The 25,842-nt window shown below is 65.3% G+C and carries 17 protein-coding genes, 3 pseudogenes and 1 other annotated feature; of the genes and pseudogenes, 6 read left to right on the top strand and 14 right to left on the bottom strand.

Annotation, left to right across the window (positions count from 1 at the left end; genetic code table 11):
• Positions 1 to 5: 5 nt before the first annotated feature.
• The 6 genes from VMR06_RS08135 to VMR06_RS08110 form a co-directional block, all read right to left on the bottom strand.
• Positions 6 to 3,659 carry a response regulator gene (locus tag VMR06_RS08135; RefSeq protein ID WP_325374988.1) on the bottom strand — a complete coding sequence of 1,218 codons (3,654 nt, stop codon included), beginning with the start codon at positions 3,657 to 3,659 and terminating at the stop codon, positions 6 to 8.
• An 81-nt stretch (positions 3,660 to 3,740) separates the two neighbouring features.
• Positions 3,741 to 4,262, bottom strand: coding sequence for a hypothetical protein (locus VMR06_RS08130; RefSeq protein WP_325374985.1), 522 nt, complete (start codon positions 4,260 to 4,262; stop codon positions 3,741 to 3,743).
• A gap of 392 nt (positions 4,263 to 4,654) precedes the next feature.
• Entirely contained in the window at positions 4,655 to 5,008 is a 354-nt protein-coding gene (locus VMR06_RS08125) for a hypothetical protein (RefSeq protein WP_325374983.1), read from the bottom strand.
• Positions 5,009 to 5,065: 57 nt separating this feature from the next.
• Positions 5,066 to 5,338 carry a hypothetical protein gene (locus tag VMR06_RS08120; RefSeq protein ID WP_325374981.1) on the bottom strand — a complete coding sequence of 91 codons (273 nt, stop codon included), beginning with the start codon at positions 5,336 to 5,338 and terminating at the stop codon, positions 5,066 to 5,068.
• Between the two features lie 475 nt (positions 5,339 to 5,813).
• Entirely contained in the window at positions 5,814 to 6,032 is a 219-nt protein-coding gene (locus tag VMR06_RS08115; protein WP_325374979.1) for a hypothetical protein, read from the bottom strand.
• A gap of 2 nt (positions 6,033 to 6,034) precedes the next feature.
• Positions 6,035 to 6,322, bottom strand: coding sequence for a hypothetical protein (locus tag VMR06_RS08110; protein ID WP_325374977.1), 288 nt, complete (start codon positions 6,320 to 6,322; stop codon positions 6,035 to 6,037).
• Between the two features lie 108 nt (positions 6,323 to 6,430).
• On the opposite strand from VMR06_RS08110, the gene VMR06_RS08105 reads away from it, so the two are divergent.
• Entirely contained in the window at positions 6,431 to 6,817 is a 387-nt protein-coding gene (locus tag VMR06_RS08105; protein WP_325374974.1) for a hypothetical protein, read from the top strand.
• A 209-nt stretch (positions 6,818 to 7,026) separates the two neighbouring features.
• Here the strand turns inward: VMR06_RS08105 and VMR06_RS08095 are convergent, their stop codons facing one another.
• The 5 genes and pseudogenes from VMR06_RS08095 to VMR06_RS08075 form a co-directional block, all read right to left on the bottom strand.
• Entirely contained in the window at positions 7,027 to 7,476 is a 450-nt protein-coding gene (locus tag VMR06_RS08095; RefSeq protein ID WP_325374972.1) for a hypothetical protein, read from the bottom strand.
• On the bottom strand, positions 7,473 to 12,059 hold the full coding sequence (locus tag VMR06_RS08090; protein WP_325375057.1) for an RHS repeat-associated core domain-containing protein: 4,587 nt from the start codon (positions 12,057 to 12,059) through the stop codon (positions 7,473 to 7,475). Before VMR06_RS08090 ends, VMR06_RS08095 begins: the two co-directional genes overlap by 4 nt.
• Positions 12,060 to 12,451: 392 nt before the next feature.
• A pseudogene (locus tag VMR06_RS08085) lies at positions 12,452 to 12,709 on the bottom strand (IS3 family transposase); the annotation flags it as partial.
• A gap of 38 nt (positions 12,710 to 12,747) precedes the next feature.
• A pseudogene (locus VMR06_RS08080) lies at positions 12,748 to 13,952 on the bottom strand (IS3 family transposase).
• Positions 13,559 to 13,675, bottom strand: a sequence feature (AL1L pseudoknot). It overlaps the preceding pseudogene by 117 nt.
• Before the next feature lie 102 nt (positions 13,953 to 14,054).
• A pseudogene (locus VMR06_RS08075) lies at positions 14,055 to 14,181 on the bottom strand (leucine zipper domain-containing protein); the annotation flags it as partial.
• Positions 14,182 to 14,875: 694 nt separating this feature from the next.
• On the opposite strand from VMR06_RS08075, the gene VMR06_RS08070 reads away from it, so the two are divergent.
• The 5 genes from VMR06_RS08070 to VMR06_RS08050 all read left to right on the top strand — a co-directional run bounded on the left by VMR06_RS08070 (position 14,876) and on the right by VMR06_RS08050 (position 19,921).
• Positions 14,876 to 15,361 carry a pilin gene (locus tag VMR06_RS08070; protein WP_325374970.1) on the top strand — a complete coding sequence of 162 codons (486 nt, stop codon included), beginning with the start codon at positions 14,876 to 14,878 and terminating at the stop codon, positions 15,359 to 15,361.
• A 110-nt stretch (positions 15,362 to 15,471) separates the two neighbouring features.
• Positions 15,472 to 15,864 carry a pilin gene (locus VMR06_RS08065; RefSeq protein WP_325374968.1) on the top strand — a complete coding sequence of 131 codons (393 nt, stop codon included), beginning with the start codon at positions 15,472 to 15,474 and terminating at the stop codon, positions 15,862 to 15,864.
• Between the two features lie 153 nt (positions 15,865 to 16,017).
• Positions 16,018 to 17,745, top strand: a complete 1,728-nt coding sequence (pilB, locus tag VMR06_RS08060; protein WP_325374965.1) for a type IV-A pilus assembly ATPase PilB — start codon at positions 16,018 to 16,020, stop codon at positions 17,743 to 17,745.
• A gap of 4 nt (positions 17,746 to 17,749) precedes the next feature.
• The gene (locus VMR06_RS08055) at positions 17,750 to 19,045 is read left to right on the top strand and encodes a type II secretion system F family protein (RefSeq protein WP_325374963.1); all 1,296 of its coding nucleotides are present in this window, start codon (positions 17,750 to 17,752) and stop codon (positions 19,043 to 19,045) included.
• 9 nt (positions 19,046 to 19,054) lie between these two features.
• The gene (locus VMR06_RS08050) at positions 19,055 to 19,921 is read left to right on the top strand and encodes an A24 family peptidase (protein WP_325374961.1); all 867 of its coding nucleotides are present in this window, start codon (positions 19,055 to 19,057) and stop codon (positions 19,919 to 19,921) included.
• 289 nt (positions 19,922 to 20,210) lie between these two features.
• Here the strand turns inward: VMR06_RS08050 and VMR06_RS08045 are convergent, their stop codons facing one another.
• From VMR06_RS08045 to VMR06_RS08035, 3 genes are all read right to left on the bottom strand, one after another.
• The gene (locus VMR06_RS08045) at positions 20,211 to 21,452 is read right to left on the bottom strand and encodes an efflux RND transporter periplasmic adaptor subunit (protein WP_325374956.1); all 1,242 of its coding nucleotides are present in this window, start codon (positions 21,450 to 21,452) and stop codon (positions 20,211 to 20,213) included.
• Positions 21,449 to 24,649, bottom strand: coding sequence for an efflux RND transporter permease subunit (locus tag VMR06_RS08040; protein WP_325374952.1), 3,201 nt, complete (start codon positions 24,647 to 24,649; stop codon positions 21,449 to 21,451). Before VMR06_RS08040 ends, VMR06_RS08045 begins: the two co-directional genes overlap by 4 nt.
• 194 nt (positions 24,650 to 24,843) lie before the next feature.
• Positions 24,844 to 25,836, bottom strand: a complete 993-nt coding sequence (locus VMR06_RS08035) for an aldo/keto reductase (RefSeq protein WP_325374949.1) — start codon at positions 25,834 to 25,836, stop codon at positions 24,844 to 24,846.
• Positions 25,837 to 25,842: the final 6 nt, after the last annotated feature.

Below are 25,842 nucleotides of genomic sequence, written 5' to 3'. Positions count from 1 at the left end.
CGTGCCTACGCCTGCAGCCAGACCCGCATCATCGACAGCAGCTTGTCGATGTCCACCGGCTTGGCGAGATAGTCGCTGGCGCCGGCCTCCAGGCACTTGTCGCGATCGCCCTGCATCGCCTTGGCGGTGACCGCGATGATCGGCAGCTGCGCGTGACGCGGCAGCGCTCGGATGCGCCGCATCGTCTCGTAGCCGTCCATGCCGGGCATCATGATGTCCATCAGCACGATGTCGATCGCGGGATTCTCCTCGATCTGGCGCAGCGCCTTCAGGCCGTCCTGCGCCATCACCACGTTGAGTCCGCGCGCACGCAGCGTCTTGGACAAGGCGAAAATGTTGCGCATGTCGTCGTCGACGATCAAGACGGTGCGGCCGCTGAGGCCGGCATCGATGTCGCGGACCACGCCGGCGCCGGTCGGCCGGATGCTGTGCATGAACAGGCTGACCTCGTCGAGCAGGCGCTCGTTCGAGCGCGCGCCCTTGATCACGATGCTGTCGGTATGCTGGCGCAGGCGCACGCTCTCCTCGCCCGACAGCTCGCGCGCCGAGTAGATCACCACCGGCGGCAGCCCGCCCCGCGCGGCGGCGATGTCGAGGAAGTCGAAGCCGGAGATGCCGGGCAGGCCGAGGTCGAGCACGACGCAGTCGAACCCGCCGGCGCCGAGCATGTCCAGCCCCTCCTCGCCGCTGACCGCCTCGACGATCTCGACCCCGTCGCTCGCGATCAGGCGGATGATCGCCAGGCGCGAGTCCTCGTCGTCGTCGATCAGCAGCACGCGCCGCGTGCGGTGTTCGGCGTGCTGCAGCAACCGGTCGAACGCCGACAGGACCGCGTTGCGGTCGGCCGGCTTGGTCAGGAAGCCGACCGCGCCGACCGCCTCGCCGCGCGCCGATTCGTCGACGGCCGAGATGAAATGCACCGGGATCGCGCGCAGCTCCGGATCGGACTTCATCTGCTCGATCACGCTCCAGCCGTCGATGCCGGGCAGCATGACGTCGAGCAGGACGCCGGTCGGCCGATAGCGGCGTGCCAGATCGAGGCCGCTCTCGCCGTCGCCGGCGGCCAGCGCGCGATGGCCCTTGCGGCGGATCAGATCGACCAGGATCCGCGCGAATGCCGGATCGTCCTCGATCGCCAGGATCGCCGTGTCGCCGGGCTGGATCCTGTTGCGGTCGTCCGGGATCCAGTCGGCCGCGTTCGCCTGGACCGGCGGCGGCGCGGTGCGCCGGGTCCTGGTCGAGGACGGCACGGCCAGGATCGGCGAGGCGCCGGCCGGGCGCGGCGGCGGAGGCGCGGCCTCGCCGGCGGCCCTGTGCGGTATCACCACGACGAAGGTGCTGCCCTGATCGGGCTCGCTGTCGACGACGATCGCGCCGCCGAGCAGATCGGTCAGCCGGCGCGTGATCGCCAAACCCAGGCCGCTGCCGCCGTAATGGCGGCTGGTGCTGGCATCGGCCTGCTCGAACACCTGGAACATCCGCTCGAGCTGATCGGCCGCGATGCCGATGCCGGTATCCTCGACCGCCAGCGCCACGGCCGGGCCGGCCAGGCCGCAGCGCCCGAGCAGCGCCTCGTCGGCGCGCGCCAGGCGCACCCGCACGTGGCCGCTGCGCGTGAACTTGAACGCGTTGCCGAGCAGGTTGTTCGCGATCTGCTCGAGCTTGGGCGCATCGGTGTGGACGGTCTCGGGCAGGTCCTCGTCGAGGGCGATCTCGAACGCCAGCGCCTTCTCGAGCGCGACCGGGCGGAACTGGCGCTGCAGGCTCTGCGCGAATCCGGCCAGGCTCACGTCCTCGCGCGTCACCTCCATCTTGCCGGCCTCGATCTTGGACAGGTCCAGGATGTCGTTGATCAGGCGCAGCAGGTTGGAGCCCGACTCGTGGATGACCCGAGCCGACTCGACCTCGTCCGTGTTGAGATTGCCCAGATCGTTGTCGGCCAGCGTCCGCGACAGGATCAGCAGGCTGTTCAGCGGCGTGCGCAGCTCGTGCGACATGTTGGCCAGGAAGTCGGACTTGTACTGGCTGGCCCGGGCGAGCTCCTCGGCCTTGAGCTGCGTGTCCTGCTGCAGCTGCTCGAGCACCTTCTTCTGCTCGTTGAGCGTGTCGGTCTTCTGGCGCAGCTCCTCGTTGGAGGCCTGCAGCTCCTCGGCCTGCACGCGCAGCTCCTCCTCCGAAGCGCGCAGGCGCTGGCTGTGCTCCTCGAGTTCGACCGTCTTGCCCTGCAGCTCCTCGTTGGTCGCCGCCAGCTCTTCCTGCTGCATGCGCAGCTCCTCTTCCGAGGCCTGCAGTTCGCGCGCCTGCATCTGGGTGCGCGCGAGCAGATCCTGGGTGCGCAGCGCGCGGCGCAGGTTGTCCAGCGACAGCGCGACCACCGGCAGCAGATCCTCCAGCAGCGCTTCGTGCGTCGCCGTGAAGCGCTGGAAGCTGCCGAACTCGAGCACGCCGAGCAGTTCGCCGCGCAGCAGCAGCGGCAGCACGATGAGGCTGCGCGGCGCCGCCTCGCCGATGCCCGAGTGGATGCGGACGTAGTCCTCCGGCACCGGTTCGAGCACGATCGTCTTGCGCTCGCGCGCGCACTGACCGACCAGGCCCTCGCCGATCGCGCAGCGCGTGTCCAGATGCCGGCGCTGGCGGAATCCGTAGCTGCCGGCCAGTTCGAGCACCGGCCCCTGCTCGCCGCGCTCGGCCGCCGGCTCGGTCAGCCGGTAGAACACGCCGACGCCGGCGCCGACGCGGGTGCTCAGCTGCGACATCAGCGTGTCGGCGAAGGCCTGCTCGGTCTCGGCCTGCGGCAGCGCGCCGGTGATCTCGGCGACGCTGGCCTTGATCCAGCCCTGGTCGCGGGTGGCGATCGCCGCACGCTTGAACACCTCCAGCGCGCGCGCGATCGCGCCGACCTCGTCCTGCCGGGTCTGGTTCGGCACCTCGACCGACAGATCGCCCGAGGCCAGGCTCGACATCCGTTCGGTCAGGTCGCGCACCGGCCGCGACAGCAGGCGGCCGGCCAGGCGCACCGCGGCGAAGCCGACCAGAAGCCCGAGCGCCAGCATGCCGAGCACGACGCCATAGGTCAGCCGCTCGAGACGATCGTGCGCGGCGCGGCGCTGTTCGAGCTCGGCGTGCTCGACGGCCAGCACCTCGTCGAGCGTGTCCATGATCTCATCGACCTTCGTCGACAGCGTGGCCATCGGGCCGGCACCCAGGCCCTGCACGAAGGCCAGGCGTTCGGACGCCGATGCCGGCATGGCCGCGACGATGCCGTCGGCCATCGTCGTCCACTCGCGCTCGAGCTGGGCGACGCGCTGCGCGTCCTGCTGCTGGGCATGATGATCGGACGCGGTCAGCGTCAATGCACGGATATGCTCCTTGAAGCGCCGGTCCGCCTCGCGATACGCCGCCTCGCGTGCCGCACCGCCGAACAGGACCAGATTCTTGAGCGCGACCTCTTCCTCACGCATCAGCCGTGTGGCGACCAGCACCTGTTCGATCGTCGTCACGCTCTGCTGGCGCAGCTGGCGCGCATGCTGGGCGCGCGACAGCGTGAACATCACGACCAGACAGGTGATCACGAACATCGCCAGGACCAGCCCGAACCCCAGAAAGGTCTTGGCCCCGATCGACAGGTTCGCCAGCCATGTTCCGACACCACGCCTCATCGCCCTACTCCCTCGCGCCTCCGGGCGGCAAGTAGAGCATGGACGGCCTCGCGTACGTGATTGATCACACGGAAAAAAGTATCACTGTGACACTTGTTCAACATTATGCGCGTCCGGGCTTCCGCCGGTCCGCGCCGGCCCCTCCGCCGCCGTGCCGCGAACCGCCGCGCCGCCGGCAGACCACACGCCCACCACTGCACCGAGCACCATCGCCGGAAGCGCCACGAACACGCAGGCCGCGACGAAGGCGATGCCCCATCCGATCAGCAGCCACGCGCCGGCCGACGGGCGCAGCACCCCGAGCAGCGCCGCATAGACGGCCACGCCGACCAGGACCGCATACAGCCCGACGCAGGCGCCTTTCCAGCCTGGCGACACCGCCGCCCTCGCCGCCCGTCCGAACAACAGCGCGGCGATCGGCCCGGCCGACAGGGCTGCGGCCAGCAGCGGAATCCACAGCAGAGCCGGTGCGTCGATCCCGACCAGGTCCAGACCGCGACTCGCGAAGCGCGTCAGCGCGATACCGGCGGCCGTGAAGAAGACCATACCGAACAGCGTGAACGACACCACCGGTGCCCGGCACATGGCATGGATTCCTTGCATGAAAGCACCCGGCGCGGAAGCATACCGCCGGACAGCGCTGCCTTGGCAACGGGTGCTGCGCGGCGCCGGGCGCCCCGGCGGCCGATGCGCATCGGCCATCGCGCCGCGACCAAGGCCATCGCCGGTCGAGCGGCTCCGACGGCCGCCGCGCCCGCCTCGACCGTCGAACGGTTACAGCATTTGAATGGCTGCCACGAGGCGCCGAACGGACCTGGCATGTGAACGGCGTGCGGCGTGCGGCGTGCGGCGTCCCACGCCGCATCCGAGCGTCCGGCACAGGGACGCGAAGACCCGCGCCCCTCGATCGCGGCAGCGCACGCCCGCCGATGCGCATGCTCACATCGGTCAGCGGCTCGCCGAGACGATCGGCAGCCGCTGCGGCGCGGCCGGCCTCAGCGGCGTCCGAACATCGAACGCCCCTTCACGCTCGGCGTCGGCGCCGGCTGCGGATCGAGATTGTCCAGCAGCAGGCGCAGGTCCACCGGCAGCAAGGTACCGTCGCCGGTGAGATCGAGCTTGCCGGGCGCGGCCCGGGTCAAGGTCGCGCGGTCCAGATAGACTTCGCTGCCGACCTCCGGCTTGCGCCGCGGGCTGCACAGCGCGCGATTGAGCGTGAGTGTGCTGGTACCGGACTTGCGCCACGGCGAGCCGGGCACCAGGCGCTTGACCATCACGCTGTCGAGCTTGACGAGGACAGCTTCGCCGTTGATGGCGATGCAGCTGCCGATGCCGATGTCATAGGTCATGTCGGCCTCTTTTCGCCGGAAGGAAAGGAAAGAGCCGGGAGCCGTCCGCGCAGGCGTTCAGGACAGACGTACCGACGAGAACGTGGCCGCCAGGCCGGACGTGGTCAGCAGATCGCGCAACCGCTCCTCGAGCGCATCGGCCTGAGCCAGTTGCGGCGGACCGCACAGCAGGTAGACCGGCACGCTCTTGCCGAAGCCGATCGTGCGCACTTCCCGCTTCACCGACACGTCGCGCGAGCCGCATGCACGCGACCACAGCCTGCGCAAAGCCACCGGCCCGATGCTCTGGCTGTCGCTCAGGCGAAACTGGAACAGGATGCTGTGCTGCACGTCGTCCTGCCGTCTGGCGGCTGCCGAGTATGCGCCTTTTGCCGGCAAGGCGCCGGGGCGCCGCGCCGCGAGGGCCCTCCTCAAGTTCCGGACTGGACGCGTTTCCAATGAGAATCAATGATCTACGCATCCGTCATCGCCCAGAAGGGCCCGATGTCCAGGCCCCGTCCGCCACCGCTGCTCAGCAGCCATCGCACCGGAACCCGTTCCAGTGACAGGCACTCGTCACGGAACTTGCCGGTGAAACTTCATTGGCGCCGCTCTGCCAGGGGCTTGCCCGGATCATTCAGCACCATGGCAATACCGGCCTGGTGGATTCAGGCCAGGATGGCTTGGCTGACAAACTCCGGCCTGTTATAGGCACCTCGCTGATTGCGGGGCCATCTTCCAGGAATGATTGGGCCGAAGAAGCTGGGCAGGGCACACTGATACCAGCCGCACATTTGGATAGCCAAACAAAGAAGCAGCAGCACACTCAACCAATAATATGAATGATAGCCACAGAGATAAAACACAAACCAAGAATTATATTAAATATTCGCATGCCAGTTACCGGCAAGAACAGCCTCAAGAATGAATGAGTGTAGAAAAATGCCATTGCCTTGGGAGGATCATTAATAAATGTAAAATTAAATATCCCGCCCAGCATAAAAAAGAGACCAGCAGCAAAGGCAACAAAAATCCCTATCTCCATAATCAATTTCCATAGTTAAACGGAAGGCCAAACCCGAAGCCCAGGTTTGCGCAAATCTCCTCATCATTCCCAAAGCTCATGCCCAAACGACGGCCCAGACCCACAGCAGCGGAGCTGTACTTCTTCCCGAAGATAGTCACTACGGGCTCATCATTATCAGAGCATCTTTCTGGCTTGCAGTAGCGAACCAAAGTGAAGCCCACCTCAGGAAGGAAATTGTCATCGGCAGTTATTCTCCAGCCGGGAAGATTTACGCCGATGAGCGTCACGCTGCAACTGATCAGCACCACGACGAGCTGCGCCGCGAGCCGGCGCCGCCGTCTACCTCTGGCAGCGTGATGCCGGTGGCCGCTACTCGATGTATTCATCGGGCGCGCAGACCCAGAACTACCTGCGGCGTGCAGGTCGGCGATGCCAACGGCGAGGTGACCTTCACGACGATCCTCCCGGGCTGCTACCCCAGCCGCTGGCCGCTCATCCACTTCGAGATTTACGACTCGCTGGACCAGGCCACGTCCGGCCACAACGCCGCCCGCATCTCGCAGCTGGCCCTGCCCGAGGACCTGTGCCGCCAGGTCTATGCGCAGACCTCGCTGTTTCCGGGCAGCGCACAGAACCTCAACGGCGTGTCGCTGGCCACCGACAACGTGTTCCGCGACGACGGCGCCGCGCACCAGATGGCGACGGTCTCGGGCAGCAATGCCGACGGCTATGTCGGATTTCTCGAGGTCGGCGCGGGGTTGTTGGCAGAGGCGATTTCTATGGACGGCTTCGAAGCCGCCTGATCACTCGCCACGGGCGGGCCCCTCGGGGGCCCGCCTAGGTATGTAAAGCCACCCCGTTGTTCATCATGAGGAGGGACTCTGGAGATGAGTGTCGGTACCCGATGCCGGCGTGAGGGCGATGCCAGTTGTAGTGGTAGAGCCAGGCTCTGAGGAACTCTGCCGTTGGCAGGAGCTGTCACGCCCGGCGCGGGGCCGGGCGTTGCGAGTCTTCACTCCTGGTTTGCAGCAGGTAGCTCGATTCTATTTTCGGCATTGCGCAAATGGAATTTCTCGCAACTCGGAAGTCCTGGAGAATGCTTCGCGCCGCCTATAGATTCAATATTTCTTCGCATTAGTAATTTAAGCGCGTTACTAGTCGCCAAATATCCGGAAATATCATAGTTCATTGCTGCCGCACCAAAATCTCCATAGCAGTAATAAACATCACCGGCCATTCGGGCAAAAGACGATGCTATATCATCATCGTTGAACGCTTGATATGCATAACGCATTACTCCTTCACCATTTCCTTTCGCATACTCCATCTTTGCACTAGCAAGTAGGAGAATGGGATTAACACTTTCCTGCCATCTTTTGTACAAAAGAAATAAATTAGCCGCCAAACTAGAAAACAATATTAGCGCAAGCACGGGGATAACGAATTTCCTATACGCACTCATCTACTCCTCCACTGAACCTCATGAGTTGTACACGAAGTCATCCATTTCGCACAAAATTTCTTATCTCCGCCTCCCGCTTTCGCGCACACGCAACCCAAGGGCACAAATTCCTGGTACTTCTCATCAAAGGCAATAAAGTCCTCTAGGGTTATACACATATCTTGCTCTGTCTTACACTCCTTGCGAGCGTCAAGAATTTTCCTGGACATCCAGTAACAATTCAGCACACTCCATATGCCAAGCCCTTCGTTGTCCGCCATAAAGAGAGGGGAGTTATTCACATAGTTGTAACCGCTTCGATCAAATCCGCGAATACTTGCGAGCGGAACAACCTTGTATAAAGGCTCCGACCTGATATCCATCGGCCGCAAGATCGGATCGCTCTCAATATACCGCCCGGTTGCCGGCTCATAGTCTCTGAAGTAGTTGTAGTGCAGCCCCGTCTCCGCATCGTAGGCCTGACCCGGATAGCGCAGATCGAGCGCGATTCCGCCGCTCGCGGGAAACGTCGGCGCATGCTCGCCGAAGGTCGTGCCGAAGAAGTTCCAGCGCCAGCGCCAGGCATTGGTCGCCGGGTCGGCCGCGACACGCGGTGTGCCGAGATGATCGGTTTCCAAGTACGCGATGCCGGCTGCGTCGACGGTCGCCACCGGCACGTCGTCCAGATACACGTACTCACGGAATGCATTGGTGCCGAACCCGCTCGTGCTTTGGACGAAGCTATGCAACCGCTTGCCGCTCTCATCGTGCAGCACTTCTTCGCGCGTGAGGTCGCGCAACTTGTGCACCCGCTCGCCGCGTCCGTTGTAGTGATAACTGATCTTCTCGGTCCCGACGGTGAGTCGGGCCAAACGGTTGCGGTCGTCATAGCCCATCGGCGAGGCGAACGGTGCCGAGGTCAGATTGCCGTTGGCATCATGGCTGCGACCGACGCCGCCAACGCTGGCCAGACGGTGGCTGCCCGATGCGTAGGTGTAGGCCTGCGGCGTGCCTGCGCCGACGGTCTTGCTGAGGCGATCGCCGGTCGGCCCGTACGTGAAGGTCTCGATCGGCGTGGCGCCGGCCGTCGAACCGGTGAGCCGATACAGGCGATCGTAGCTGTAGGTGACCTGCGGCGACCCGCCGATCACATCTGTGCCGTTGACGATGTTGCCCATCACATCGACCGTCAAGTCCATCTTCAGACCATCGACGTGACTGCTCTGGATCGCATCGATCGCATAGTCCTGATCGTAGGCCCTGGTCAGCGTGCGCCCGTTGCCGTAGGTCAGCACGTTGAGCGGGCCGAACGGGTAGTACGTCGCGCCGCTGACGAGAGTCTGCGGTGTGGCCGAAGCATTGGCTTTCCAGGTGATACCGCTGATCTGACCGATCGCATTGCGCGTATAGGTCGCGATGCCGCCACTCGGATACGTCAGCGTGGCCAGGCGATCGGCCTTGGTCCAAGCGTAGTCGACCGTGTACAGACTCAGCGTCGCCGACATGAGCTGCCTCTTGCGGGTGACGTTGCCACGCCGGTCGTAGCAGTACGTGGTCGTGCCGGTCTCTTCGGTGATCCGCGTCAGCCGACCGGCCGGATACGAGCCACTGCAGCCGGTCGTGCCGTCCGGCTGGTCGTAGGCATAGCTCGTATTGAGCGTGCTGGTCGGGTAGCTGATAGCGGTCAGGCGATTGAGCGAATCGTAGGTATAGGTGGTCACGATGCCGCGCGCGTCGGTCTGGGTGCGACGGTTGCCGCCTGCATCGTAGGTGTAGGTGGTGTTGCCGGTATCCGGGCTCGAGAGACCGGTCAGATCGTTCAGGCCGTCGTAGGTGTAGGTGGTGGCCAGACCGTCCGGATCGGTCACGCTGACCAGGTTGTCGCGGGCGTCGTAGCCGTAACCGGTCGTCGTATCGCGCGTGGCGAGGTCCGGCCCCAGATAGTCCTGGATCGTCTGCGTCAGCCGGTTCAGCGGATCGTAGCTCTGCCGCGTTTCGACGCCGAGCCCATCGACGACCTGGGTCGGATTGCCGTTGCCGTCGTAGCCACCCAGCGTCGGCCAGGTCTGCGTGGCCTGATTCTGGGCATTGATCTGCGAGGTCAGCTGGCCGAGCTGGTCGTAGGTCCGCCGCAGCGTCCGCTTGACTACGCTCGCCCCGTTGCGGGTCTCCTCGACGACGCGATTGCCGGCGCCATCCAGGCAGTTGGCCGTACCGACACCACCAGGGCAGTAGTCGAGCGTGTTGCCGAGGTTGTCGGTGACCGTCAGCAGCCGATGCGCCGCGTCATAGCCGTAATCCAGATAGCTGCCGTCGGGCTGAGTCACGCGCGTGACGTTGCCGACCGCATCGTAGGCCAGCGTGGTCGTCGCATCGTCGGTCGACGGGAAGCCGCTGGCGTTGGCGCGTACGGTCCGCGTGGCCAGCCAGCCGCGCGGGTGGTAGGCGAAGTCGGTCAGCGTGCCGTTGGCGTCCTTGCTGCGCGTGATGCGGCCGTTCTTGTCGTAGCTGACCGTCTCGACGACCTGGCCGAGTGCATTGGTGACCTTCCACAGATCGCCCTTGCGATAGGTGCAGGCGCCTGCGCTGACACAGGTCGGATCGTCGGCCGCGCGATACGTATAGGTCGTCACGTCGTCCAGACCGCCCATCCCTGTGTCGGCACTCGCTCGCGGACCGTTGACCGACAACAGCAAGCCGACCAGCGGGCAGGTGCCGAGCGTCACGTCGGCCGATTCGCAGTAGGTCATCACGGTGCGCCGCACCTTGGCGCCGATCGGCGGCGCCGCGGTCGCGCTGCAGGTATAGGCCATCGCGGCGGTATCCGCAGGATCGATCTCGCAGGTCGCCGTCGTCTGGCCGCGAGCGTTGTAGGCCCATTGCGTGCGCGCCTGGAGGGCGCTGGTCGCGTTATAGATGCGCTTCTCGATCGGCACGTTCAGCGTGCTGTGCCAATCGGTTTGGATCGTGCGCTTGGCCGGGCCAGGCCCCGTCGCGGTGGCCGCCTCGATCCGCTGCGTCTCAAGGCCGCGCGTGTTGTAGCTGTAGTCGGTGACGGTACCGGCATAGTCGGTCGCCTGGTCGCGATTGCCGTTGGCGTCGTAGGTCACGCTGGTGCTGGCGATCACCGACGCACAGGTCGCGTTCGCGCAGCGGTCCTCGCCGGCATCGCGCAGGATGCCGTTCACAGCAGCGAACTTTTTGCGCCGCGTCTGGCCCAGGGCATCGGTCGTACGCGTCCACGACGTCGCCGTCATGTAGTTGCCCGAGAACACTAAGGTCAACTTGTTGGCTTCGGCATCGCCGTGCCATTCCTCATAGGCGCGGTCGGACGAGTCGTATCTGTAGTGGGAGAAGCGCGAGCCATTCTCGTCGGTAACGCCCGTCAGCAGCACCTGCTGCGTGCCGGCATCGGCGATATACCCGGCCTCGTTATAGTGATATTCCCGACTGACCGACGGTAGCCCCGGGCGATCGACGAATGTTAGTCGCTTCGAGGCATCATACCGGTAGCCGTGGACACTTCCTTCAGGGCTGATCATCTCCTTCACGAATGACTCGGCGTCATAACGCAAATCAATCGAACGCCCGCTCCAGTCTTGAATCCGAATCAGCAGACCAGCAACGGGGGCAATAGCGACTGGCGTCGTGCCATCGCTGTAGGACAAGCTCGTCACCAGCCCGTCCTTAGTCGTGATCGACTGCAATCGGCCGGCCTCGTCGTAAAGCTCTACCGTGTCACTGGCGTCGACATAGCGCCAACCGGTTGTGACGCCACCAGTGGTCAGTTCGATCAAAGACTCGGACTTATCATTGCGACCAGCCCAAACGCCGCCAACCGATTTGAAGTGGCGATAGTCGCCATCCGGCCGCACCACATAGGCCAAGGCCACGCCACCGCTCGGAGCCGGCTCGTACTTCACACTGCGCTGCCAATTGTGGCGCCAGTTGATGCCGATGCCTTGAGGATCAGGAGCTGAGCCTATGGAGCTGTAGAAGCCCGTGCTCGAATAGAACCGGGCGAACTCCAAGGGTGAGCCCCCTATACCAGCCAGATCGACTTCCTTCTGAGTCTTCTGACCGCCTGCACATTGGATAGGATTGCCCGCAGTACAGACCTCTGGTTTCAACCGCTTGCAATAGTAAGCATTCTGATCTGGAACCAGTTCGTAAGTAGGGGGACAACGCCATCCTCTAGTACAACCTGATATAGCTCCATTGTGGATTGCCGAAACCGCGCAAGCTCCGGTCTGTGGATTCGGAAACCCGATCGTCAGATCAAATACATGATCTTTCGCGTACAGATAAATTGTCGAGAAATAAAGACGTTCATCGTTCTGGGTTCGGCCTGGCCCATGGCAAATATCGGGATGCAATTCGATGGCTTTCGCATCAGCCGCTCCCCATGCCTCTCCTTCGGTCGTGCAGGGATTGGACGAAAGATAGCTCCCACATTGGTCATGACTATCCGCCCCCAGGGTTCCATAACTAGCCGAGCACCACCAGATACTGGGCTCCAGGGATCGGCACTCTGCCTGCCCGCCCTTGCCGATACAGGCGAGACTCTGCCCTACTGCAATCTGTGGTGCCGACACTTCCGCCATACCTACCACGGAAACTCCCACCAGCATAGGCACCCAGAATGCTTTGAAATACATGCATCATTCCCCTTTCCCGATCGCAATCAATGTAGAAAGCCATGTCGTACCGCCCACACGCTTTCGAATATACAACTTGCCAAGCATTCCTTATGGCCATAACGGATCGAGCCGGATCTGATCGAGCTCAGTCCGCTCGCTCAGATCGCCGGACGCTCAATTAGCGCAGGGCCTGACTAGCGATATGCTTCCATGCCCTGTCCCAAGAGCTGTCATTCCACCATGCTCCACTGGAAAGCCCGCCACCATCCACTGGTGCATCGGCTTGGCGACCGACCGCTTAGTCTCAACTTGAAGTGCAACCCCCTGGAATGGACCGACCAGATTGTCGCAGACACTCAGTTGCCGCTCTGCACGTAGCGTCTCTCAAACTCTACCGCTGACATGCCGCCAGCGGAACCATGGCGGCGGATGGGGTTGTAGAACATCTCGATGTAGTCGAACACGTCCGAGGCAGCCATGGCACGTGTCGGGTAGATTCGCCGCTTGGTCCGCTCCTTCTTCAGGACGCTGAAGCAGCTTTCGACCACGGTATTGGGCTCCGAAGGCAACTGTCCGCTCGTGGTTGTCCGCTCGTGGCAGTTCACACGGTGACTGAACCGCCCCGACTTTCTTGGAGGCCTTTTGGTTTGAGTCAGGCCGCCTTGGCCTGACCGGCTTGCTGCCGATGGTAAGCCGCTTCGGCTTCCGCTGGCGGGATGTGCCCGATCGGCCCCAGCAGTCGTTTGTGATTGAACCAGTGCACCCAGTCCAGGGTGGCCAGTTCCACCTGCTCGCGATTGCGCCACGATTTGCGATGGATGACCTCGGCCTTGTACAGCCCGTTGATCGTCTCGGCCAGCGCGTTGTCGTAGCTCTCGCCCACACTGCCCACCGACGGCTCGATCCCGGCCTCGGCCAGCCGCTCGCTGTAGCGGATGCTCACGTACTGCGATCCTCGGTCGGCGTGATGGATCAGTTCGCCTTCCCGCTGCCGGGCGTGCAGCGCCTGTTCCAGTGCGTCGAGCACGAAGTCCGTGGTCATCGAACTGGACGCCTTCCAGCCCACGATCCGACGCGCGTACACGTCGACCACGAACGCCACGTACACCATGCCCAGACGTAGGTGAAGTCGCTCACCCACAGCGCGTTCGGTCGATCGGCATGGAACTGCCGGTTCACCCGATCCAGCGGACACGGCTGCGCGGTGTCACTGACAGTGGTCTTCACCGGCTTGCCGCGGATCACGCCGTGCAGGCCCAGCCGGCGCATCAGTCGTTCCACCGTGCACCGGGCCACCCGCCAGCCTTCCCGCAGCAACTGCTCCCACACCTTGCGGGCACCGTAGACCTGCCTGTTCTCGTCCCAGACCCGCCGAACTTCACCTCCAGTGCCCGATCCCGCCACCAGCGGTCCGGACGCGCTTTCGGATCGGCCTCCCGGGCCGCGTGGCTGTAGTAGGTCGACAGAGCGATCTCCAGCACCCGGCAGATCGGCTCGACTCCGTGGGCGGGGCGCTGCTCGGCCACGAACCCCGTCATAGCTTGAAGCGGCGGTCGAGCTCCGCCTGGGCGAAATACGCACTGGCCTTGCGCAGGATTTCGTTGGCCTGCCGCAGCTCCCGCACCTCGCGTTCCAGCGTCTTCATCCGCGCCCGCTCGTCGGTCGTCAGGCCGGGCGCAGCCCCTGGTCACGCTCGGCACGTCGCACCCAGTTGCGCAGCGTCTCGGCTGTGCAACCGATCTTCCCGGCAATCGACTCGATCACCGCCCACTGCGAACTGGGCGTGTCCTGGTGCTCCAGCACCATCCGCACTGCCCGCTCCCGCACTTCCGGGGAATACTTCACTGGCTTGTTCATGACTCCATCCTCTCAAGAGTTGGAGCCTCCAGGAATCCCGGGGCGGTTCAGATCGAGCAGACCGGTTTGGCCTTCCTCACGGAACCGATGCAGCCACTTTTAGGCCGTGCGCGCGCTCACGCCAGCGGCTTTGCGCCGCTTCCCCGACGCGCAGACCGTGAATGAGGACGCGGTCCACCAATAGGGCTCGACCGCGAGGCGTCAAACGGGCATGGTGATGCAGGTTCATCTGGGGCTCCTGGGGCTGGTTTGGCTTCGTAACCCCCATCTTCCAGAGATGCCCCGGATGAACAACCTACTGGGAGATTACATCTAGCAACCGGCAAATCGTCTCCAGACGGAACTCCCGGACGTGCGCACGTATAGACTTCAAACCGTGGCGCCACTAAAAAGGGGACGTCGTACGTCGCGCTCTCCAGCCACCCGCCACGGCTCGGCGTTGAGCCGACAGACCTCGGTCGAGTCGCTCGGTGCCCCCCACACCTCCCAGTAAGAGGCTTGCCTGCGCACCCCAAGCGACTGACAGCAGTGTGCGCTCACAAGAATAGTGACGCCAGATGTCAGACTTTGACGCTTTGCGCACAGGATGTCATCGCGCCGCATGTCGCCTGATCAAGAATTCAGCAGCTTCGATGTCGCATATGCTCAACGGATCGCCTCGTCATCGAAGTGCCATACCAAGTGAGCTCAATTGCGATCGAGCTATCCCCACAACTATTTGATCCGTAAAAGAAAATTACAAATCAACACTTAGTAACGATTCCATCCCGCTTTTCTGAACACCCTTGGCATACATGCTGCACGACCCTCCGCACGCTTCCGACGCGGTCGAAGCGGGCGATAAGGACTCATCACGCGCCCGGCCGGCATCGGAAGAAATTCAGGGGAAATCCGGATCCATCTTTCGCCAAGAGGAAACATCCATGAACTTCAAGAAGACCCAGGGCTTCACGCTGATCGAACTGATGATCGTCGTCGCGATCATCGCCATTCTGGCGGCCATCGCCATCCCGCAATATCAGGTCTACATCGCCAAGTCGCAGTACTCGCGGGTCATGGGCGAGGCGGGCAACCTCAAGACCGCCGTCGAAGACTGCGTCAGCAATGGCCGTCTCACGATCGGCGTCGCCCCGGACTGCGATCCGGGTGCCACCGGCTCGAACCTGCAGGTCGATGGTGGCAACTCGGCTCCCAGTTCGGCACCGCCCGCCGGCACCGGCGTTCCGGAAATTGCGATTGCCGCCGATGGCTCCGCAACGATCATCGCAACCTTCGGCAACAACGCGTCCCCCGCTCTGACCACCGGCACGGGTACGGTCACCTGGACGCGTACCGTCGACGGCTCTTGGACCTGTGAAGGCGCCGGCATGGACGCGAAGTACGCTCCCGCCAGCTGTCCGGTGCCGTAACCAACTGCTTGCGCCATGTGATACATGCAGCAGAAAGAGGCTCCTTACGGAGCCTCTTTTTTTTGGCATGAATGCTGCTGAATCCCGATCAAGCTAGGGGAAATGGCGTCATGCGTGCCAGAGGTTTCACATTGATCGAGCTGATGATCGTGATCGCAATCATTGCGATCGTGGCCGCCGTCGCGCTACCGCTCTACCAGCGCTATATCGCGCGCTCGGTGGCGGTCTCCAGCCTGGCAGAGATCACTCCAGGTAAGGCCGGGTTCGAAACCCACATCAACGATGGAGTAACCACGTTTACTCTCGACGACATCGGATTGATGTCCTCGACGGATCGGTGTGACGTTTCGCTGGACGTCCCGGCAGGCACAATCACTTGCTTGATCAAGGGCAATGTCCTGCTGGGAGCGGGCAGCACGATCACCGTGACAAGAGCAAGTGAGGGTCAGTGGTCATGCAGTACGACCGTGCCTGATGCCTACAAGCCGCGCGGTTGTAGCTAGTGACGACGGGTACAGAGGTCCCAAAGCCGGGGCGTTTTCCTGCATCAGCCCTCGCGCGCAGGTCCGAGCGTGTTTTTGTGATCCGCATGGTTCTCCAAGCCTCGGGATTGCGGTAGATTCAGCCGATCCGACAGGGGCTTGCGCGACCTTCCTATGGCTGTATCGACGAACACGGCTGCGCTGACGGGACTGAGCGGTATCGCCCGGCGCCTGGTCGCCGACGGCGTCCTCGGCGAGAACGAAGCCCGCAAGGCCGCCGAAGAGGCCGCCCGGCAGCGCATTCCGATCGGGCCCTGGCTGATCGAGCACGGCTTGGTCGGCAGCGGCCTGGTCGCGCAGGCGACCTCCGCGGAGTTCGGCATCCCGCTGATCGACCTCGGCAGCATCGACGTCGCCCAGGTGCCGATCAAGCTGGTCAAGGAAGAGCTGGTCACCAAGCATCGCGCGCTGCCGCTGTTCAAGCGCGGCAACCGATTGTTCCTCGGCGTGTCCGACCCGACCAACCTGCGCGCGCTGGACGAGATCAAGTTCCAGTCCAACCACAGTGTGGAACCGATCCTGGTCGACGACGCCCTGCTCGATCGCGCGATCGACCAGGCGCTGACCGCGACCAACGCGACGCTGGAGTCCTTCGGCGACGACGAGGGCCTCGAGAACCTCGATCTCGGCGGCGTCGACGGCGACGAAAGCGAGACCGGCGTCGACGCCAACTCGGCCGAGGATGCGCCGGTCGTGCGCTTCATCAACAAGGTGCTGGTCGACGCGATCAAGCGCGGCGCATCGGACATCCACTTCGAGCCATACGAGACCGCCTACCGCGTACGCCTGCGCATGGACGGCATGCTGCGTGCCGTGGCCGCGCCGCCGACCAAGCTGAGCTCGCGGATCGCCTCGCGCCTGAAGGTCATGAGCGGCCTGGACATCGCCGAGAAGCGCGTGCCGCAGGACGGACGCATCAAGCTCAACCTGTCCAAGACCAAGTCGATCGACTTTCGCGTCAGCACCTGTCCGACCCTGTTCGGCGAAAAGATCGTGCTGCGTATCCTGGACGCCTCCGCCGCCAAGCTCGGCATCGACAAGCTCGGCTACGAGGAAGATCAGAAGAAGCTGTTCCTCGAAGCGATCGAGAAGCCCTACGGCATGGTGCTGGTCACCGGTCCGACCGGCTCGGGCAAGACCGTGTCGCTGTACACGGCGCTCAACATTCTGAACGTGGAAGGACGCAACATCTCCACGGTTGAGGATCCGGTCGAAATCCGCGTGCCCGGCATCAACCAGGTGCAGCAGAATGCCAAGCGCGGCATGACCTTCGCGGCGGCGCTGCGCAGCTTTCTGCGTCAGGATCCGGACGTCATCATGGTCGGCGAAATTCGCGACCTGGAAACCGCCGAGATCGCGATCAAGGCCGCGCAGACCGGCCACATGGTGCTGTCGACCCTGCACACCAACGACGGGCCGCAGACGATCTCGCGTCTGATGAACATGGGCATCGCACCGTACAACATCACCAGCTCGGTGACCCTGGTGATCGCCCAGCGCCTGGCGCGGCGCCTGCACGAGTGCAAGCGGCCGGCCAATATCCCGGCGCCGGCGCTGCTCGCCGAAGGCTTCACGCAGGCCGAGATCGACGCCGGCCTGGAGATCTACGAGGCGGTCGGCTGCCCGGGCTGCAACGAAGGCTACAAGGGACGCCTGGGCATCTACCAGGTCATGCCGATGAGCGAGGACATCCAGAAGATCGTCCTGGCCGGCGGCAATGCGCTGCAGATCGCCGCCGAGGCCAAGCGCATCGGCATCAACGACCTGCGTGCCTCCGCCCTGCTCAAGGTCAAGAACGGGCTGACCAGCCTCGCCGAAATCAATCGCGTGACCAAGGACTAAAGCCATGGCAACCGTGACCGCTCTCCGCGCCAAACAAGCCAAGACCGCCGCCGCCGAGCGCGCACAAGTAGCGAAAGCTCGAGCCAAGATCAGCGAGCTGCAGACCTTCGTCTGGGTGGGTCTCGACAAGCGCGGCGTCAAGATCAAGGGCGAGGCGAGCAGCAAGAATGCCAGTCTCGTCAAGGCCGACCTGCGCAAGCAGGGCATCAACCCGCAGACGGTCAAGCCCAAGCCGAAGCCACTGTTCGGCAAGAGTGGCAGCGCGATCAAGACCCGCGACATCGCGATCTTCGCACGACAGCTGGCGACGATGATGGCGGCCGGCGTACCGATGGTGCAGGGTTTCGAGATCGTCGCTGGCGGTCAGAAAAACCAGCGCATGAAGGACATGCTGACCACAATCAAGACGGACATCGAAGGCGGCTCATCTCTCAATGAAGCGCTAGCAAGGTTTCCTGTCCAGTTCGACGAGTTGTTCCGAAACCTAGTGCGCGCCGGCGAGGCATCGGGCGTCCTGGACACCATTCTGGACACGGTCGCCACGTACAAGGAGAACATCGAGAGCATCAAGGGCAAGATCAAGAAGGCGATGTTCTATCCGGCAGCCGTCATCGCGGTCGCCATCATCGTTTCTTGCATTCTCTTGATCTTCGTGATTCCACAGTTCGAATCCGTATTCAGAGGATTCGGCGCAGACCTGCCCGCTTTCACGTTGATGCTGGTGCATGCCTCGGACTTCATGGTGAAGTGGTGGTGGGCAGTCATCCTTGCGATCGTTGGCTCGGCCGTGGCTTTTACTTTCGCCTACAAGAGATCGACCAAATTCGAGCACTTGGTGGGACGCATGATGCTCAAGGTTCCTGTCGTAGGTGAGATTCTTCGTCAATCGGCGATCGCACGCTACGCCCGCACGCTCGGCGTCACGTTCAAGGCGGGTGTCCCACTCGTCGAGGCACTTGATTCCGTATCGGGCGCGACCGGCAGTCCCGTTTACAACGAGGCCGTGAAGCGAATTCGCGACGACGTGGCCGTAGGACATCAGCTGCAGCTGGCGATGAAACAGACCGACCTGTTCCCGAACATGGTCACGCAGATGGTCGCGATCGGCGAAGAAGCCGGCGCGCTCGATGCGATGCTGTTCAAGGTAGCGGAGTTCTTCGAGGAAGAAGTCAAGAATGCGGTCGACGCACTGTCCAGCCTGCTGGAGCCGTTCATCATGGTGATCATCGGCGTGGTCGTCGGCGGCATGGTCGTCGGCATGTACCTGCCCATCTTCAAACTCGCGTCGGTCGTCGGATGACGCCGTTTCATGGGTGACTATGCCTGGCTGGCGCAGCCCACGCCGCTGATCGCGCTGTGCGGCCTGCTCGGCCTGATCGTCGGCAGCTTTCTCAACGTCGTGATCCTGCGCCTGCCGGCGCGGCTCGAGCACGGCTGGCGCCTGCAGGCCCATGAATTCCTCGGCACGACGCCGGCGGACGCGGCCGCACCGCCCGATCTGGTCGTGGCCGCCTCGCACTGCCCGCACTGCAAGCACAAGCTGGCGCCGTGGGACAATATTCCGCTGCTCGGCTGGCTGCTGCTGCGCGGTCGCTGCCGGTACTGCAAAGCTGCCATTTCGATCCAGTATCCGCTGGTCGAGCTGCTGACCGGCGTCGCCTCGGCGGTGGTCGCCTGGCAGTTCGGATTCGGCTGGACCCTGCTGATGGCGCTGGTCTTCACCTGGGTGATGATCGCCGCCAGCGGTATCGATTTCCGCACCCAGCTGCTGCCCGATCAACTGACGCTGCCGCTGCTGTGGCTGGGTCTGCTGATCTCGCTCGTGCCGCTGTTCGTCGACGCGCCGACCGCGATCCTCGGCGCGGCGATCGGCTATCTCAGCCTCTGGTCGGTGTTCTGGCTGTTCAAGCTGCTGACCGGCAAGGAAGGCATGGGCTACGGCGACTTCAAGCTGCTCGGCGCGCTCGGCGCCTGGATGGGCGCCGCCAGCCTGCTGCCGATCATCCTGATGTCCTCGCTGATCGGTGCGGTCATCGGCGGCACGATCCTCGCCGTGCGCGGAAAGGATCGCTCGACGCCGATTCCGTTCGGCCCGTTCATCGCGGCGGCCGGCTGGACCTGGTTCGTTTTCGGCGACCGGCTCGCGGTGCACTACCGCGCCTTGTTCGGCTTCTGACGGCCGGTGCGGGTCACCGGCCGCTGACGAAGATCAGCGCCCGGTGCTGGTGCGTATCGATACTCGGTGCTTGCCGAACAGGCACTGCCGCCCCGGTCACCCGAATCGCCGAAGCTACCCGGCCGATCTGCGGCGACATGGTCGCCGCCCCGAGCGATCCGAGCGACCTGCATCCGGCGGTCGCGCTCGCATACTTGGCCGGTTGCCCACCGCCGATTGCCAGTGAAGCGCCGACACGGGATATGCCGACCGGCCCCGTTCCTGCCGGTCACCCTCCGTAGGCGACCGGTCAGGTCTTCCCGGCCGGTCGCGCGCGGACCGGCATGCCCGGCTGCAGCAGCGCATTGGGGTTGGCGATCACCGCATCGCCGGCCTTGAGACCGTCGAGGATCTCGACTTCCGGCCCGAGGTTGCGTCCGACGACGACCGCGCGATGCACCAGCAGCGAATCGGCGTCGACCGTCGCCACGCGCGCGCCTTTCGCATCCTGGATCAGCGCACTGATCGGAATCAGCGCGGCCTGGCCGCTGCGCGGCAGGCTCAGCCGTACCTGACCGACCATGCCGGCCGGCAGGCGATAGTCCGGATTGGGCAGGCGCAGCTCCACGCGCATGCCGCCGGCGTCCTCGGAGATGCTCTGCGCGCTGCGCGTGATCTCGGCCGGCAGGGCCTCGTCGCCGAGCTCGGGAAAACTGACCTGCGCCTGCTGGCCGGGCCGGATCTGCAGCACGGCGCTCTGCGGCACGTCGACGACGATGCGCAGCGGATCGAGCATGGCAAGCTCGAACAACGGCGAGGCGCCGGACTGGTCGCCGACGACGCGATCGCCGCGCTCGACGCTGCGCGCGACGATCACGCCGGCAAACGGCGCACGCACGGTCTGGAAGCCCTTGCGCTCGCGCGCGCTCGACAGACGGGCCTCGGCGGCGGCACGCGCCGCCTTCGCGACCTCGTACGCGGCGCGGCGTTCGCCGTGCTGCTCCTTCGGGATCGCCCCGCTGCCGATCAGCGCGTCGGCGCGCTCGAAATTGACGCGCGCCAGATCCTCGTCGGCCCTGGCCTCGCCGAGACCGGCCTCCGCCTCGCGCACGGCCTGGTCGATCTCGGGCGCGGTGATCAGCGCCAGCACCTGCCCGGCCTCGACGCGATCGCCGATGTCGGCGCGGCGTTCGGCCAGGAAGCCGGTCGCGCGTGCATAGAGGCGCGCCGATTCGCCGGGCAAGGCGCGCGCCGGCAGGCGCAGCTCGAAGCGCTCGCCGGCCGGCTTGGCGGCGACGGTCAGGACTTCGGGGACGGCAGCGGCATCGGCAGCCGCCGCAGCCGGTGCATTCTGCTCGGCCACGCTCGCGCTGCAGCCCTGCAGCAGCAGGCCGGCCATTGCGATCGCCAGCAGCACCGGCGAGGCGCTGCCGGCATCGCCTGGCGGCCGGGTCGCGGACGGTCCGGCGGCGGCCGGCCGGCGCGAACGGCGCGCGGCACCCGTGAACGCCACGGGCAGCACATTGGACTCGACGGGGATGGTCGGCTTCATGGGGTCACTCCAGCAGGGGCGATCGCGGTATCGGTGGAAGCGGCCACCCGCTCGGCGCGGCGGCGGCTGCGGCGGCCGAGCACGGCCAGCAGCGAGGGCACGAGGATCAGCGTCGCCGGCGTGCCGAACACCAGCCCGCCGATGACGGCGCGGCCGAGCGGCGCGTTCTGCTCGCCGCCCTCGCCGAGGCCGATCGCCATCGGCACGATGCCGAGCACCATCGCGCTGGCGGTCATCAGCACCGGCCGCAGACGCACCGCGGCCGCTTCGTAGGCCGCGACGACCGGATCGTGGCCGGCGGCGATCAGGTCGCGCACGAAGCTCGACACCAGCACGCTGTTGGCGGTCGACACGCCGATCACCATCATCACGCCCATCAGCGCCGGCACGCTGAGCGGCGTGCCGGTCGCCCACAGGCCGATCGCCGCGCCGCTGATCGCGATCGGCAGACCCGACATCGCGATCAGCGGCAGGATCCACGACTGGAAATTGACCACCAGGACCAGGAACACCAGGATCGCCGACATCACCAGACCGCCGGCGAGTTCGCTGTACGCGCTCTGCATCGCCTCGGCCTGGCCGGCGATCTCGATCCGGTTGCCGGGCTTGAGCTGCGGCCGGAGCTCGCCGACGATCGCTTCGAGCCGATCGTAGACCGCACCGAGATCGGTGCCCTGCACGTTCGCGAGCACGCTGACGGTCGGCGCCAGCATCGTGCGGCCGAGACTGGCCGGCACGCTGCGCGCGGTCACCGTGGCGATGTTGCGCAGCAGGACCGCCTCACCGCCGTTGCCGATCCGCAGCGGCGTGTTGAGCAGGGTCTCGATGCTGTCCATGCGCGCGGTCGGCGCCTGTACCTGGACCGTGTACGAGGTCGCGCTGGCGCTGTCGACCCAGTAGACCGGCGTGACGGTACCGGCCGACCCGAGCACCGCGAGCACGGCACGGTTGGCGTCCTGCGCGGTCAGGCCGAGCTGCGCCGCGCGGCTGCGATCGACCTGCACGCGGTACTCGGGCAGATCCAGCACCTGCCGCAGCGCGACGTCGACCGCGCCGGGCACCTCGCGCAGCCGCCGCTCGATCTCGCGCGCGATCGCCAGGTTGCCGGCGCCGTCGCGTCCGTTGACGCGCACCTCGAAAGCGGCCACCGCCGAGCCGGCCAACGTGCGGCTGGTCGCGTCTGGCGGCCGCTCGAACAGCTTGACGTCGGGAAACTTCTCGGCGACGCGCTCGCGGATCTGACGCAGGTACTGCGCGCTCGGCGCATGCGGCCGGCGCAGCTGCAGCATGACCTCGGCCTCGAACGAACCGACCACGGCGCTGTCGACCCAGGCCAGATTGACCGCGTCCGGAATGCCGATCTGCTCATAGACGGTCTGCAGCTCGGCCGGCGGAATGATCTGGCGGATCTCGCGCTGGAGGTCGGCGAGCCGCGCCGAGGTCTGCTCCAGCCGCGTGCCGGTCGGCAGCCGGACCTGCAACCGCAGCTGGCCGGCGTCGACCGACGGGAAATACTCGCGGCCGAGCGACAGCGTCGCCAGCGCGCCGAGCGCGACGACCATCAGCGCACCGAGCGCGAGCACCAGCCCGTGCCGGCCGAGCCGCTCGAGCAGCGCGTGATGGCGCTCACGCAGGCCGTCGAGTGTGTGCTCGAAGCGGTGATGGATCGCCAGCAGCAGCTTCTCGGCGCGCCAGCGCGGATGGCGGCGGCTCTCCACGTCGGCCGGCAGCAGCATCAGCGCCAGCACCGGAATCAGCGTGCGCGACAGCAGGAACGAGGCCGCCATCGCGAAGATCACCGCGAGCGCGAGCGGCGTGAACACCCAGGCCGACAGGCCCGACAGCAGCAGGATCGGCGTCAGCACGATGCAGATCGCGATCGTCGAGACGAACTCCGGAAACACCACCTCGCGCGCGCTGTCGAGGATCGCCGTGTGCACGTCCTTGCCGTGCGCGATGTTGCGGTTGGTGTTCTCGACGTCGACGACCGCATTGTCGACCAGGATGCCGATCGCGAGCGCCAGGCCGCCCAGCGTCATTACGTTGAACGTGTAGCCGAGCAGATTCAGCATCGCGACCGAGGCCAGCAGCGCCAGCGGAATCGCGCTCAGCACGATCAGGCTCGACCGCCACGACCCGATGAACACCAGGACGACGAAGGCCACCAGCAGGCCGACCAGGATCGCCTCGTGCTGGATCGAGCCGATCGCGTTGTCGACGAACACCGACTGGTCGAAGATCGGCTCGATGCGCGTCCCCGGCGGCGCCGAGGCGACGATCTCGGGCAGGCGCGCGCGCACCGCGCGCACGATCTCGACGGCCGAGGCGCCGCCGAGCTTGATCAGCGCGACCGACACCGCGCTGGTGCCGTCCATGCGCGCGACGTTGGTCTGCAGCGCACCGCCGTCGCGCACCGAGGCGACGTCGCGCACGTAGATCACGTTGCCGCCGCGTGCGGCGACCGGCAGATCGAGGAAGCCCGCCGCGGTCTCGGGACTGGTCTCCAGCGCGATCTGCATCTCGCGCTCGCCTTCGCGGATCGTGCCGGACGGCAGGGTCGAGCTGCCGCGTTCGAGCGCGCCGGTGACGTCGGCCGGTGTCAGGCCATAGGTCTGCAGTGCGCGCGGATCGAGGTCGACCATGATCTGCCGTGCCGCGCCGCCGTACGGCAGCGTCATGCGGATGCCGGGGATCGTCTGGATCTGCGAGCGCAGCTGCAGGCGCGCGTAGTCGTAGAGCTGCGCCTCGGTCATCGCATCGGACGACAGCACCAACTGCAGCACCGGCGTACTCGATACGTTGTTGCGGACCACCAGCGGCGGCGAGGTGCCCGGCGGCATGCGGCGCAGGATCGTCTGCGACACGGCGGTCAGCTGCGCCAGGGCGCGTTCGAGATTGACGCCGGGCTGGAAGTCGATGCGTACCAGGCCGATGCCGTTCAACGATTCGGAACGCACTTCCTTGAGGTCGTCGACGTTGTTGAGCACCGCGATCTCGGAGAACGAGGTGATCTTGGCGGTCATCTCGCCGGCCGGAAGCCCGCTGTAGGTCCAGATCAGGTTGACCGACGGAATGCCGACCTCGGGCAGGATGTCGGTCGGCATGCGCCGCGCGGCCAGCAATCCGAACAGCAGGATCAGGATGGCCATGACGCCGATCGTGTAGCGGCGCCCGAGCGCGTATTGGACGATCCACATCGAAAACAGTCTCCGCTAGACGGTCAGGCGCATGCTGCGCCGCAAGAATGACAAGTGGCCGGCGTCCGGTCAGGCGCGTGCGTCACACCGGCGCGGTTTGCTGCACCACACAAGTGAACACAGAACCATTCGCAGTCGCGAAAGTTTCGTACGGACCGGCGCTCGGATCGCAACCGGCGTCGCAACCCGCGCGCTCACTGGTCGATCCAGGCCATGCGATCGGCCGGGTAGCGCGCACCGTGCACCGGTCGGGCCGCGAGGGCCGCGTCGATCTGTGCGCGCTCGGACGCCTCGAGCCTCATCCGCGCCGCCGCCAGGTTCTCGTCGAGCCGCTCGAGACGCCGCGTACCCGGGATCGGCACGATGTCCGAGCCGCGGTCGAGCAGCCAGGCCAGCGCCAGCTGCGCCGGCGTGCAGCCGCGCGCGCCGGCGATCGCCGCCAGCGCATCGATCAGCGCCCGGTTCGCCGCCAGATTGCCGGCCTCGAAGCGCGGCAGCCCGCGCCGCCAGTCGCCGGCCGGCAGATCGTCGGGCTGCCGGATCGCGCCGGTCAGCACACCGCGTCCGAGCGGGCTGTAGGCGACCAGGCTGACGCCGAGCTCGCGGCAAGCCGGCAGCACCCCGTGCTCGACGTCGCGCGTCCACAGCGAGTATTCGCTCTGCACGGCGGCGATCGGATGCACGGCATGCGCGCGCCGCAGCGTCGCGGCCGATACCTCGGACAGACCGAGGTGGCCGACCTTGCCGGCCGCGACCAGCGCGGCCATCGCCGCGACGGTCTCCTCGATCGGCACGTTCGGATCGACGCGATGCAGGTAGTACAGATCGATCCGTTCGACGCCGAGCCGCGCGAGGCTGGCGTCGCAGGCCCGCATCACGTACTCGGGCCGGCCGTCGATGCCGAGCACTTCGCCGTCGGCGCCGCGCACGAATCCGAACTTGGTCGCCAGCACGATCTCGTCGCGACGGCGCGCCAGCGCGTCCGCGAGCAGGCGCTCGTTGGCGCCGCTGCCGTACATGTCGGCGGTGTCGAGCAGGTTCACGCCGCGATCGAGCGCGCGATCGAGCACGGCCAGCGACTGCGTCCGGTCGGCCGGTCCGTAGAAGTCGGACATGCCCATGCAGCCCAGTCCGAGCGCGGCGACATCCAGGCCGGCGATGCGGCGGCGGGGGATCGGCTGCGACACGGCGGC

Source organism: Dokdonella sp., assembly GCF_035511235.1.
Classification (GTDB): Bacteria; Pseudomonadota; Gammaproteobacteria; order Xanthomonadales; family Rhodanobacteraceae; genus Dokdonella.
This window is presented reverse-complemented; position numbering and strand designations above follow the sequence as displayed.

Coding starts and splice junctions, on each gene's coding strand:
- VMR06_RS08135 (WP_325374988.1), bottom strand. CDS start 3,659: ATGAGGCGTGGTGTCGGAACATGGCTGGCGAACCTGTCGATCGGGGCC.
- VMR06_RS08130 (WP_325374985.1), bottom strand. CDS start 4,262: ATGCAAGGAATCCATGCCATGTGCCGGGCACCGGTGGTGTCGTTCACG.
- VMR06_RS08125 (WP_325374983.1), bottom strand. CDS start 5,008: ATGACCTATGACATCGGCATCGGCAGCTGCATCGCCATCAACGGCGAA.
- VMR06_RS08115 (WP_325374979.1), bottom strand. CDS start 6,032: ATGGAGATAGGGATTTTTGTTGCCTTTGCTGCTGGTCTCTTTTTTATG.
- VMR06_RS08095 (WP_325374972.1), bottom strand. CDS start 7,476: ATGAGTGCGTATAGGAAATTCGTTATCCCCGTGCTTGCGCTAATATTG.
- VMR06_RS08090 (WP_325375057.1), bottom strand. CDS start 12,059: ATGGCGGAAGTGTCGGCACCACAGATTGCAGTAGGGCAGAGTCTCGCC.
- VMR06_RS08070 (WP_325374970.1), top strand. CDS start 14,876: ATGAACTTCAAGAAGACCCAGGGCTTCACGCTGATCGAACTGATGATC.
- VMR06_RS08065 (WP_325374968.1), top strand. CDS start 15,472: ATGCGTGCCAGAGGTTTCACATTGATCGAGCTGATGATCGTGATCGCA.
- pilB (WP_325374965.1), top strand. CDS start 16,018: ATGGCTGTATCGACGAACACGGCTGCGCTGACGGGACTGAGCGGTATC.
- VMR06_RS08055 (WP_325374963.1), top strand. CDS start 17,750: ATGGCAACCGTGACCGCTCTCCGCGCCAAACAAGCCAAGACCGCCGCC.
- VMR06_RS08050 (WP_325374961.1), top strand. CDS start 19,055: ATGGGTGACTATGCCTGGCTGGCGCAGCCCACGCCGCTGATCGCGCTG.
- VMR06_RS08045 (WP_325374956.1), bottom strand. CDS start 21,452: ATGAAGCCGACCATCCCCGTCGAGTCCAATGTGCTGCCCGTGGCGTTC.
- VMR06_RS08040 (WP_325374952.1), bottom strand. CDS start 24,649: ATGTGGATCGTCCAATACGCGCTCGGGCGCCGCTACACGATCGGCGTC.